Below are 11,419 nucleotides of genomic sequence, written 5' to 3'. Positions count from 1 at the left end.
GCGGGCTGTACGGCGGGGCCCCGGGCGGCTGCGTACCGGAGGCCGACGGCGGCGGCGGTGGCGGCATCGGCGAGGAAGACGAAGAAGCGGCTGTCACATCGACCACCTTAGAGACCGGCAAGAGCGCCAACAAGACCTTCTTTGTTCGGCATTCGGCCAAAGTCTTTGCCAACTCATCAGTGAAAGCCCTTGCTTAGGCTCTTGACAGTCCAAAGAAGCCTGGGGACTCTGCCTTTCATGCTGACGATGCAGGACGTGTCCAAGAGCTTTCTCGGGGTGCGGGTGCTGCACGGGGTGTCGCTCGACCTCGAACCGGGTGAGGTCCACGCCCTGGTGGGGGAGAACGGCGCGGGCAAGTCGACGTTGATGAAAGTGCTGGCCGGGGAGTACGCCCCGGACGAGGGCACGATCACGCTCGACGGCACGGTGCACGCGTTCTCGCACCCCGTACAGGCCCAGGCCGCCGGGATCGGTCTGATCCATCAGGAGTTCGCGCTCCTGCCGCACCGCACGGTCGCGGAGAACGTCTTCCTCGGCCGTGAGCCGGTACGCCGCGGGTTCGTCGACCGGCGCGCCATGGAGCGCCGCACCGCCGAACTCCTCGCCGAGCTGGACGAGACCGGAATCACCCCCCGCACCCTGGTCAAGGACCTGTCGGTGGCCCGCCAGCAGACGGTGGAGATCGTCAAGGCGCTGGCGGCGTCCGATGTCCGTGTGCTTGTCATGGACGAGCCGACCGCACCCCTTGCCGACCACGAGGTCGAACTCCTCTACGCGCTCATCCGCCGTCTCGCCGCCCGCGGGATCGGCATCCTTTACATCAGCCACCGCCTCCGCGAGGTCTTCGACCTCTCCCGCCGCATCACCGTCCTCAAGGACGGCCGGAAGGTCGCCACCCTCACCACCGCCGACACCACCGCGGACGAGGTCGTGCGCGCGATGGTCGGCCGCGAACTCGGCTCGTACTACCCGCCCCGCGCCGGCCCCGAGGAGATCGGCGAGCCCCTCCTGACGACGGCGGGCGCCGGCAACGAACGCCTCGCCGGCATCGACCTCACCCTCAGGGCCGGGGAGGTCACCGGCGTCGCCGGCCTCCAGGGCTCCGGCCGCACCTCCCTGGTACGGGCCCTCTTCGGCGCCGCGCCGTTCACCCGCGGGCACATGACCGTCACCGGCCGCGCACTGCGCCCGGCCAGCCCGCGGCAGGCCATCCGCGGCGGCATCGCCCTGGTGACCGAGGACCGCAAGGGCGAGGGCCTGGCCCTGCGCCAGTCCGTACGCGACAACGCGCTCCTCGTCACCCGCGCCGTCCACGGCGAGGGCGCGCAGGCGGGCGGCGTCGCCGGGCTGCTGGAGCGCGTCAACCTCCGCTCCCGCGGCCACGACCAGGAAGTCCAGTACCTCTCCGGCGGCAACCAGCAGAAGGTCGTCATCGCCAAGTGGCTCGCCGCCGGCCCGCGCGTACTGCTCTTCGACGAACCGACCCGCGGCGTCGACGTCGGCGCCAAGGCCGCCATCCACACCCTCGTCCGCGAACTCGCCCGCGACGGCATGGCCGTCCTCATCGTCTCCTCGGAGCTGCCCGAGCTGATCGGCATGAGCGACCGGATCCTCGTCATGTCCGACGGCACCCTCGCCGGCGAACTCCCGGCCGGGGCGGGCGAAGAGGACATCATGCGCCTGGCGACGGCCTCCGACGCGACCCCCGAGGGGAGCGCCGCATGACCGCCGTACGCACCGAGGCCCCGGTCTCGGCCGCGCCGCGCCGGCTGCCCGGGGCGGGCCGGCTGAAGGTCACCGACCCCGTCGTCGGCGTCTGGCTGGCCGCCGCCGCGGTCACGCTCATCGGCTGGATCGTCGTGACCATCGACGGCGGCCAGTTCATGACCCAGTCCAACTTCACCGGCATCCTGCAGAACTCCGTCGCCCTGGGCCTGGTCGCCGTCGGCCAGTCCGCGGTGATCCTCACCGGCTCGCTGGACCTGTCCGTCGCGTACCTCATCAGCCTCGGCACGCTGGTCGCCGCGGAGACGATGGAGGGCGGCAGCGTCGTCACGGCGGTGCTCGCGGTCCTTGCGCTCTCCGCGGCGGTGGGGCTGGCCAACGGCCTGATCGTCACGGGCCTGAAGGTCAACGCCTTCATCGCCACGCTCGGCATGGCGTTCATCCTGCGCGGCTATATCGAGGACAACTACACCGGCCCGGCGGGCGATGTCCCCGCGTCCTTCCAGCGCCTCGGCTACGACCGCATCGGCTTCATCCCCATCTCCGTATTCCTGCTGATCGCCGTGGCCGCCGTGCTGTGGCTGATCACCAAACGCACCCGCCTGGGCCATCACATGTACGCCACCGGCGGCGACGAGCACGCCGCCCGCCTGTCCGGCGTACGGACCAGGCGCACGGTGATCTACGCGCACGTGCTGTGCGCCCTGTGCGTCGGCGCCGCCGCCCTCTTCCTGGCCTCCCGGCTCGGCGCGGGTGCGCCGTGGGCGGGGACCGAGGCGCGTTACGACCTGGACTCCATCGCCGCCGTCGTGCTGGGCGGTACGGCGCTGGCCGGCGGCCGCGGCGGGGTGGCGGGCACGCTCGGCGGGGTGCTGCTGCTGTCGGTGCTGGACAGCATCTTCAACCAGCTCTCCGTCGACCCGTTCTTCAAGAACGTCGTCCGCGGCGTCGTCATCATCGCCGCCGTCGCCCTCTACGCCCGGCCGTTCCGCCGCCGGGCGAAGGCGCGCGACGAGGCGCGGGCCAAGGAGAAGGGAGCGCTCGCATGACGACGACGACCCCGTCCGCGACGACGACCGTGTTCGCCGGCGTCGGCCGCCGCCTGGGCACCGGCGCCCCCGTCTACGTCCTCCTGGCCGTGCTGCTCGCCGCGCTGGCGATCACCGATCCCGGGTTCTACGAGCCCGACTCGTTCCTCGCCTTCATCAAGCGCGCCGCCCCGCTGGTGATCCTGGCCGCCGGGCAGTACATGGTGATCGTCTCCGGCGGCTTCGACCTCTCCGTCGGCGCCGTCGTCACCGCGGGCGTCGTCGCCGGCGCCGAGTTCTACGGTTCGTACCCGGACGCCCCCTGGCTGCTGGTCACGGCCGGGCTGCTGCTCGCCGGAGCGATCGTCGGCCTGGTCAACGGGCTCATCAGCACCGTGCTGCTGGTGCCGTCGTTCATCACCACCCTCGGCATGATGCTGATCCTCGAAGGCGCCGTCTTCTACTGGACCGGCGGCTCCCCGCAGGGCGTGCTGCCCGAGTCCTTCCGCAGCTTCGGCCGCGGCGAGGCCGGCGGCTGGCTGCCGTGGGCGGTCCTCGCCTGCCTGGCGGTGGGGGCGATCGCCGTGTGGCTGATGCGCTCCGACTTCGGCCGCACGCTCCTGGCGACCGGTGACAACGAGCGTGCCGCCGCCCTGGCGGGCGTGCGCGTACCCCGGGTGCGCACCCTCGCGTTCGTCCTGTCCGGCACCGCCGCGGCGCTGGCCGCGGTGCTGGTCGCCGGGTTCTCCGGGGTGTCGGCGCAGGCCGGGCGGGGGCTGGAGTTCGAGGCCATCACCGCCGTCGTGCTCGGCGGGGTCATCCTCGGCGGCGGCCGCGGCTCGGTCGTGGCCGCGATGGCCGGGGCGTTCTCCCTCCAGGCGCTCTTCACCCTCCTCAACCTCCAAGGCGTCTCCGGCGCGCTGGAGTCCACGGTCCAGGGATTCATCGTCATCGCGGCCGTCGGTCTCGGAGCGGCCGACTTCTCCCGCCTGCGTCGTCGCCGTTCACAACCCTCGGAAGGGAAGTCCTCCTCATGAGCCGTACGCGCCGCACGACCCGCCCCGGCGCAAGAAACCGCCGGCTGGCCGCCCCGGCCGCCGCGCTGCTGGCCGCCGCGCTGCTCGCCTCCTGCTCCTCCGACGCGCCGAAGGACGACCTGGCCGACGACCCCGCCGCCTCCGAGCAGGCGGAGGACGGCGACAAGCGGTCGGAGTTCTTCGACCAGGCGGATTACGACCGGCAGCTGGAGTTGACGAAGGCGACGCCGGAGGGGCCCGAGGGCAAGCCCTGGGAGCAGATGCTCGATCCGGCCTCCGGCGGCATGGTCGACACCTCGGAGTACGCCATGGAGGGCGGCGTCGAGGGGGCGAAGCTGTGCTTCTCCAACGCCGGGGTCTTCAACCCCTGGCGGCAGGTCGGCCTGAAGACCATGAAGGCGGAGGTCGCGCAGCACGACGAGATCGCCGACTTCACCGTCCTGGACGCGCAGGGCAAGGACGACAAGCAGATCTCCGACATCCAGGAGCTGTCCGGCCAGGACTGCGACGCGCTGATCGTCTCGCCGAACACCACCGCCACCCTCACCCCGGCGGTCGAGGAGGCGTGCGGGAAGATCCCGGTGATCGTCTTCGACCGCGGGGTGGAGACCGACTGCGCGGTCACGTTCATCAGCCCGATCGGCGGCTACGCCTACGGCGCCGCCGCCGCGGACTTCCTCGTCGACGAGGTCGACAAGGGCGGCAAGATCGTCGCACTGCGCATCTCGCCCGGTGTGGACGTGCTGGAGACCCGCTGGTCGGCCGCCGAGATCGCGTTCGAGAAGGCCGGACTCGACGTGGTCGAGGTGAAGTTCACCGACGGCGACCCGTCCAAGGCCAAGTCGATCGTCTCCGACGCCATCGCCCGCCACGGCCGGATCGACGGCGTGTGGATGGACTCCGGCGCCACCTCCGTGGCCGCCGTCGAGGCGTTCGAGGACGCCGGTGAGGACATCCCGCCGATCACCGGCGAGGACCAGCAGGACTTCCTCCAGGCGTGGAAGGACAAGGACCTCACGGCCATCGCGCCGGCGTACCCGACCTTCCAGTGGCGTACGCCCGTGATCGCCGCCCTGAAGATCCTCAAGGGCGAGGAGGTCCCGAAGGAGTGGACGCTGCCGCAGCCCGTCGTCACCGAGGAGAACTTCGACGAGTACTACAAGGAGGGCATGCCCCCGCTGCACTACGGCGCCTGCGGCTGCGAGGAGCTGCCCGGCTACCCGGGCGACTGGGGCGGTGAGTAATGCCCGCCGGAAGACGCATGATCGGCGCCAACCCGTGGATCTGGCACTCCCCGGTCACCGAACGCGCCCTGGAGGCGGTGCTGCCCCGCCTGGCCGGCTGGGGGTTCGACTGCGCCGAACTGCCGCTGGAGCAGCCGGGTGACTGGCAGCCCGCCGCCGTCGGGAAGCTCCTCGACGGCAACGGGCTCGCCCCCGCCGCCGTCGTCGCCGTGATGCCGCCGGAGCGCGGTCTCGTACGGGCCGAGCCGCTGTCGGTCCGTACGACGCAGGACTACCTGCGCCGCTGCGTCGACGCCGCACGCGAGATCGGCGCGCCCGTCGTCGCCGGCCCCATGTACGCGGCGGTGGGCAGGACCTGGCGCATGGACGCCGACGAGCGGGCGGCGGCGTACGCGGAGTGGCGCGACAACATCGCGCCCGTCGTGGCCCACGCCGCGTCCGCCGGGGTGCTGCTGGCCGTCGAGCCCCTCAACCGGTACGAGACCAGCCTGCTCAACACCGTCGCGCAGACCGTGGCGGCACTGGACGGGCTGCCCGGCGAGACCATCGGCGTCGCCCTCGACACGTACCACCAGAACATCGAGGAACGCTCCCTGCCCGGCGCCGTGCGCGCCGCGGCGGGCCGGATCGCGCACGTCCAGGTCTGCGCCAACGACCGCGGCGCGCCCGGCGCCGACCACCTCGACTGGCCCGGCTTCCTCCGCGCACTGGACGAAGCCGGCTACCGCGGCCCGCTGTGCATCGAATCCTTCACCGCACACAACGCGACGATCGCCGTAGCCGCGTCGGTGTGGCGGGCGCTGGCGCCGAGCCAGGACGCCATCGCCGTCGACGGCCTGGCCTTCCTGCGCCGCGCGTTACCCAGCTGACGGACCCCACATACCCGTACGCACCCTGACCGCGTACGCGCCCGACGCACCACCCGAAGCGCCGCCGGGCCCGGAGATCGCGACCCCGATCCGGGCCCGGCGGACCACCCCTGCGCGCGCACTCCGCACTCCCGCGCGCCGGGCCCCACGAACCCCTCTCACCGACCGGTACGCCCAACCCATCCCGCACACCGAAGGAGAGGACCCACTCATGAGCTGTCATGCTCGTGACATAGGCAGGTCGATGGTCACCTTGCTGGCCGCCGTCCTGCTCGCACTCACAGCGCTGCCGTCGTCCGCGGCGGAGAAGGCACCGGCCTTCAAGGCGCTGCTGTTCACCAAGGCCGTGGGCTACGTCCACGGCTCCATCCCGGCGGGCATCGAGATGGTCAAGGAGGAGGCGGAGGAGAACGGGTTCGAGGTCGACCAGACCGACGACTCGACCGTCTTCAACGACGCCGCCCTCGCCGAGTACGACGTGATCATCATGCTGCAGAACTCCGGCATGGTCTGGGACACGGACGAGCAGCGCGCCGCCATGCAGACGTACGTGAACAACGGCGGCGGCGTCGCGGCCATCCACAACACGCTCGACATGGGGATCGAGAACGAGTTCCCGTGGTGGGACGAGCTGATCAACGGCGGGGCGCACATGCCCGCCCACTCGCCCGGCGTGCTCCAGGGCACCGCGAAGGTCGCCGACAAGACGCACCCCTCGACCAAGGGCCTGCCCGAGCGCTGGGAGCGCCCCGAGGAGTGGTACAACTTCGACGCCAACCCGCGCGGCGACGTACACGTCCTGGTCACCGCCGACGAGACGACGTACGACCCGGGCAGCGAGGCCATGGGCGCCGACCACCCGATCTCCTGGTGCCGCAACGCCGAGGGCGGCAAGGTCTGGGCCACCGCCATGGGCCACGACACCCCCGCGTACAGCGAGGCCGAGTTCCGCGACCACGTCATCGGCGGCGTGAAGTGGGCCGCCGGCGCCGCGCCCGGCGACTGCGGCGGCACGGTCTGGAACGGCTACGAGAAGGTCACCCTCGACGACGACACCGCCGACCCGATGGAGCTGGACGTGGCCAAGGACGGCCGCGTCTACTACGTCCAGCGCGCCGGCGAGGTCCAGGTCTTCGACCCGGCCACCCACCAGACCACCACCGCCGGCAAGCTCGACGTCTACACCGGCGGCGAGGACGGCCTGGTCGGCATGGAGCTGGATCCGAACTTCGCCAAGAACGGCTGGATCTACCTCTACTACGCCCCGGCCGGCAGCACCGAGGACGTGAACAGGCTGTCGCGCTTCACGCTCAAGGACGGCAAGCTCGACACCGCCAGCGAGAAGAAGCTGCTCGACGTGCCCGCGTACCGGGACCGCACCTTCCCCGAGCCCGGCCACACCGGCGGCGCGGTCGAGTTCGGCCCCGACGGCACGCTGTACCTGGGCACCGGCGACGACGTACCGCCGAACCTCAGCCCCGACTGGCAGGGCTACTCGCCGATCGACTGGCGCGAGGGCCAGGAGATGCTGGACTCGGCGCGGACCGCGGGCAACACCAACGACCTGCGGGGCAAGATCCTGCGGATCAAGCCCACCAAGGGCGGCACGTACACCATTCCCAAGGGCAACCTGTTCGCCAACGGCACCGACAAGACCCGTCCCGAGATCTACGCGATGGGCTTCCGCAACCCGTTCCGCTTCACCGTCGACCAGGAGACCGGCTACGTCCACGCCGCCGACTACGGCCCCGACCGCGGGCTGCCGACGACGGAGCGCGGCCCGGAGGGCATGGTCGAGTACAACGTCATCAAGAAGCCCGGCAACTTCGGCTGGCCCTTCTGCCACGGTGACAACCAGCCCTACGCCCCGTACAACCCGGACACCGGCGAGGTCGGCGCGAAGTTCGACTGCGACAACCTCACCAACCCCTCGCCGAACAACACCGGCCTGACCGAGCTGCCGAAGGTCCAGAAGCCGGACATCTGGTACGGCTACGGCCCCTCCGAGGCGTTCCCCGAGATGGGCGAGGGCGGCTCCGGCCCGATGGGCGGCCCCGTCTACAACTACGACGCGGACAACCCCTCGGAGACGAAGTTCCCCGAGTACTTCGACGGCGCCAGCTTCCTCTACGAGTGGACCCGCAACTACGTCAAGGAGGTCCGCTTCGACGAGAACGAGGAGGTCCTGAAGATCAACGACTTCCTGTCCTCGGCGAAGTTCAACAAGCCGATGGACATGACCTTCGGTCCTGACGGCTCGCTCTACGTCCTGGAGTGGGGCAGCGCCTTCGGCGGCGGCAACAGCGACTCGGGGCTGTACCGCATCGACTACAGCCAGGGCAAGCGCTCCCCGGTCGCCAAGGCCACCGCCTCGGCGACCAACGGGCCCGTGCCGCTGGCGGTCGACTTCTCCAGCGAGGGCTCCGCCGACGCCGACGGGGACTCGCTCGGCTTCGAGTGGGACTTCGACGGCGACGGCACCTTCGACTCGACCGACGCCAACCCCAGCCACACCTACGACACGGCGGGCGACTTCACCGCCCAGCTCAAGGTCACCGACTCCACCGGCAAGACCGGCTTCGCCAACGTCCCCATCACCGCGGGCAACACCGCGCCGAAGGTGACGATCGACACCCCGGTCAACGGCAAGCTCATCGAGTTCGGCGACCAGGTCCCGTACAAGGTCACCGTGACCGACCCGGAGGACGGCGAGATCGACTGCTCCAAGGTCTTCGTCAACCCGGCCCTCGGGCACGACGACCACGAGCACTCGACGAGCGACCTGCCGGGCTGCGAGGGCACCGTCGACACCGGTGACCTCGGCGGCCACCCGGAGGGCGCGGACCTGACGTACGTCCTCAACGCCCGCTACGAGGACGGCGGCGGCGACGGCGCCGCCTCGCTGACCGGGTACGCCAAGTCGGTGCTCCAGCCGAAGCACAAGCAGGCCGAGTACCGCGACGACCAGTCCGGCACCCGGATCATCAACCAGGAGGGGGCCGAGAACGGCAAGCGGATCGGCGATGTCTCGAACGGCGACTGGATCGCCTTCGAACCGATGTCCGTCGAGGGCATGAGCCAGGTCTCGTACAAGCTGTCGTCCCCGTACGGCGTGGGCGCCATCGAACTGCGCGCCGACTCCCCGGACGGGCAGCTGCTGGCGACGACGCCGGTACCGAACACCGGGGACTGGGACACCTACCAGGCCACGGAGGCCGTGCCGGTGGAGGCGCTGGCTGGGTCGCACAAGCTGTACCTGAAGTTCACGTCGCCGCAGGACAACTCGTTCGACGTCGACTCGGTGACGTTCGGCTAGCCGTCGGGAGGTGAAGGAACGGCGGCGCCCCGGGCGGTGAGGCCCGGGGCGCCGCTGTGCGTGCGTGGTGCTTCAGAGGGTGATGCCGTGCTCCGCGAGGTACTCGACGGGGTCGATGTCGGTGCCGTAGTCGGTGCCCGTGCGCACCTCGAAGTGGAGGTGGGGCCCGGTGGAGTTGCCGGTGTTGCCGGAGTCGCCGATCCGGGTGCCGCCTTCGACGCGGTCGCCCGCGGCGACGGCCATGCGGTCGAGGTGGGCGTAGAGGACGTACCGGCCGTCGGCCATGCGGACCAGGATGTGGTTGCCGTACGCGCCCTCGGCGGAGGTGCTGTGCACCTCGCCGGGTCCGACGGAGTACACCGGGGTGCCGGTGGGGACGGCGAGGTCGACGCCGGTGTGGTAGCCGGCGATCCAGCCGTCGCCGGGGAGGCCGTAGCGCGCGGAGATCCGGTACTCGGCGCTGACCGGGGCGACCCAGCCGGGCGCGGGCGCGACGAGGACCTGGCCGGGGTGCAGCAGGTTCGGGTCGGCGCCGATCACGGACCTGTTCGCCTCGTACAGCCGCTGGAGCGGCACCCCCATCCGGCGGGCGATCGAGTAGAGGGTGTCGCCCTTGCGTACGCGGTACGTGGGCGGTGCCGGCCCCGCGGGCGCGGCGCCGGCGGCGGCCGGCGCGTACACGGACGGCGGGCCGGCCGCGGCGGCGGGTGCGGCGGCGGCCTCGGCGGCGGGCGCGGTGGCGGCTGCGGTGGCGGCGGCGGTGGCGACCGCGGGGGCGGACGCCGCGGCCGCGGTGCCGGCCGTGCTCGCTCCGGCGAGGGCCGCGAGCACGGCGGCGAGGGCAACGGCGACGGCGGTGCGCCGCTTTCGGGGGGAGAGGTGACGTCTTGTTGACACGGCGTCACGCTAGGTGCGCCCGCACCCCGAACCGGCGACGGCGCGCCGGGATCACTCCACGACGAGCCGTACCGGAATGTTCCCGCGGGTGGCGTTCGAGTAGGGGCACACCTGGTGGGTGGCGTCCAGCAGCTTCTTGCCCTGCTCGGCGGTGATGGCGTCGGGCATCTCCACCCGCAGGGTCACCTCCAGCCCGAAGCCGCCTGCGTCGTTGGGGCCGATGCCGACCTCGGCGGTGGTCGAGACGTCGGAGACGTCGAGGTCCATGCCCTTGGCGACGACGCCCATGGCGCTGGTGAAGCAGGCGGCGAAGCCGACGGCGAAGAGCTGCTCGGGGTTGGTGCCGTCGCCGCTCCCGCCCAGCTCGGGCGGCGGGGCGAGCTTGACGTCGAGCTTGCCGTCGGAGGTGGCGCCGCGGCCGTCGCGGCCGTTGGCGGTGGCGACCGCGGTGTACAGAACGCTCATGGGGAGGGGCCTCTCCGGGAGTCGGTGGCGAACAGACAGTTCTGTCTGGTTCCGGGCTCAGACTAGACAGGTCTGTCTGGTACGGTCAAGACGTGACCGCCCCCGCGAAGTCTCCCGCCCGCAGCCGCGTCCTCGACGCTGCGACGCGGCTCTTCTACGCCGACGGCGTGCACACGGTGGGCGTCGACCGGATCATCGCCGAGGCGGGCGTGGCCAAGGCGACCTTCTACCACCACTTCCGTACCAAGGACGACCTGGTCGCGGCCTACCTGACCGACCAGTGCCGGCGCCAGCAGCAGGCGGCCGAGGCCCTCGCCGGCGGCCCGCCGCGCGCCACGGTGCTCGCCGTCTACGACCACATCGCCGAGGCCGGCGCGGGGCCCGGGTTCCGCGGCTGCCCCTTCATCAACGCCGCCGCCGAGTACCCCGACCCGGACCACCCGGTGCGCCGCGCGGTGGGGGACTACCGCCGGTGGTTCCGCGGGCTGATGCGGGACCTGCTGGCCGCGGACGGGCACCCGGACCCGGCGCGCACCGCGGACATCCTGCTGGTGCTGCGCGACGGACTCGTCGTGGGCAGCGACCTGGACGACCCGGGGGAGCTGCGGAAGCTGACGCGCGAGGCGGTGGAGCGGGCGCTGACCCCGCGGGACGCGGCGGCGTAGCGGACGGCGGCACCGAGGCTGTGGCCGCAGACGCAGCGCAGACGCAGACGCAGACGCAGACGCGGGCCCGCGCCAAGCCGAGGTGGCGCGGCAGCCCCGTGGTGTCGGCGGCGAACGCCGCGGTGGGGAACGGCCGGTCGGTGCCGGCGGTACTGCTGTACGAAACTCACCGG

Annotated in this window: 10 protein-coding genes; 8 read left to right on the top strand and 2 right to left on the bottom strand. The window is 71.7% G+C overall.

All coding sequences use genetic code 11. From position 1 onward, the window contains the following. The 7 genes from H5J30_RS07420 to H5J30_RS07390 form a co-directional block, all read left to right on the top strand. Positions 1–197 (top strand): hypothetical protein (locus H5J30_RS07420; protein WP_181786359.1); only part of this gene is annotated, 197 nt, incomplete at its 5' end. Positions 198–237: 40 nt separating this feature from the next. Next, positions 238–1,725 carry a sugar ABC transporter ATP-binding protein gene (locus tag H5J30_RS07415; protein ID WP_181786358.1) on the top strand — a complete coding sequence of 496 codons (1,488 nt, stop codon included), beginning with the start codon at positions 238–240 and terminating at the stop codon, positions 1,723–1,725. After that, on the top strand, positions 1,722–2,774 hold the full coding sequence (locus H5J30_RS07410; protein ID WP_181786357.1) for an ABC transporter permease: 1,053 nt from the start codon (positions 1,722–1,724) through the stop codon (positions 2,772–2,774). Before H5J30_RS07415 ends, H5J30_RS07410 begins: the two co-directional genes overlap by 4 nt. After that, the gene (locus tag H5J30_RS07405) at positions 2,771–3,790 is read left to right on the top strand and encodes an ABC transporter permease (protein WP_181786356.1); all 1,020 of its coding nucleotides are present in this window, start codon (positions 2,771–2,773) and stop codon (positions 3,788–3,790) included. The genes H5J30_RS07410 and H5J30_RS07405 overlap by 4 nt, the downstream gene beginning before the upstream one ends. Further along, on the top strand, positions 3,787–5,034 hold the full coding sequence (locus H5J30_RS07400) for a substrate-binding domain-containing protein (protein WP_181786355.1): 1,248 nt from the start codon (positions 3,787–3,789) through the stop codon (positions 5,032–5,034). The genes H5J30_RS07405 and H5J30_RS07400 overlap by 4 nt, the downstream gene beginning before the upstream one ends. 17 nt (positions 5,035–5,051) lie before the next feature. Beyond that, on the top strand, positions 5,052–5,903 hold the full coding sequence (locus H5J30_RS07395; RefSeq protein ID WP_258563166.1) for a sugar phosphate isomerase/epimerase family protein: 852 nt from the start codon (positions 5,052–5,054) through the stop codon (positions 5,901–5,903). Between the two features lie 244 nt (positions 5,904–6,147). Then, positions 6,148–9,219 (top strand): ThuA domain-containing protein, encoded by a 3,072-nt coding sequence (locus tag H5J30_RS07390; RefSeq protein ID WP_374100952.1) that lies wholly within the window; start codon positions 6,148–6,150, stop codon positions 9,217–9,219. 72 nt (positions 9,220–9,291) lie between these two features. Here H5J30_RS07390 and H5J30_RS37440 read toward each other — a convergent pair whose 3' ends face one another. Both H5J30_RS37440 and H5J30_RS07380 read right to left on the bottom strand, forming a co-directional pair. Next, complete coding sequence (locus H5J30_RS37440) at positions 9,292–10,116, bottom strand: LysM peptidoglycan-binding domain-containing M23 family metallopeptidase (RefSeq protein WP_309505460.1); 825 nt, start codon at positions 10,114–10,116, stop codon at positions 9,292–9,294. A 51-nt stretch (positions 10,117–10,167) separates the two neighbouring features. Then, positions 10,168–10,581: an organic hydroperoxide resistance protein gene (locus tag H5J30_RS07380; protein WP_181786352.1), complete on the bottom strand. Its 414-nt coding sequence runs from the start codon at positions 10,579–10,581 to the stop codon at positions 10,168–10,170. A 92-nt stretch (positions 10,582–10,673) separates the two neighbouring features. On the opposite strand from H5J30_RS07380, the gene H5J30_RS07375 reads away from it, so the two are divergent. Beyond that, positions 10,674–11,246 carry a TetR/AcrR family transcriptional regulator gene (locus H5J30_RS07375; RefSeq protein ID WP_181786351.1) on the top strand — a complete coding sequence of 191 codons (573 nt, stop codon included), beginning with the start codon at positions 10,674–10,676 and terminating at the stop codon, positions 11,244–11,246. Positions 11,247–11,419: the final 173 nt, after the last annotated feature.

The organism is Streptomyces phytophilus (assembly GCF_013870535.1).
Classification (GTDB): domain Bacteria; phylum Actinomycetota; class Actinomycetes; order Streptomycetales; family Streptomycetaceae; genus Streptomyces; species Streptomyces phytophilus.
The sequence above is the reverse complement of the archived record's forward strand: the minus strand, read 5'-3'. Positions and strand labels throughout refer to the sequence as shown.

Coding starts and splice junctions, on each gene's coding strand:
- H5J30_RS07400 (WP_181786355.1), top strand. CDS start 3,787: ATGAGCCGTACGCGCCGCACGACCCGCCCCGGCGCAAGAAACCGCCGG.
- H5J30_RS07390 (WP_374100952.1), top strand. CDS start 6,148: ATGGTCACCTTGCTGGCCGCCGTCCTGCTCGCACTCACAGCGCTGCCG.
- H5J30_RS07410 (WP_181786357.1), top strand. CDS start 1,722: ATGACCGCCGTACGCACCGAGGCCCCGGTCTCGGCCGCGCCGCGCCGG.
- H5J30_RS07415 (WP_181786358.1), top strand. CDS start 238: ATGCTGACGATGCAGGACGTGTCCAAGAGCTTTCTCGGGGTGCGGGTG.
- H5J30_RS07405 (WP_181786356.1), top strand. CDS start 2,771: ATGACGACGACGACCCCGTCCGCGACGACGACCGTGTTCGCCGGCGTC.
- H5J30_RS07395 (WP_258563166.1), top strand. CDS start 5,052: ATGATCGGCGCCAACCCGTGGATCTGGCACTCCCCGGTCACCGAACGC.
- H5J30_RS07380 (WP_181786352.1), bottom strand. CDS start 10,581: ATGAGCGTTCTGTACACCGCGGTCGCCACCGCCAACGGCCGCGACGGC.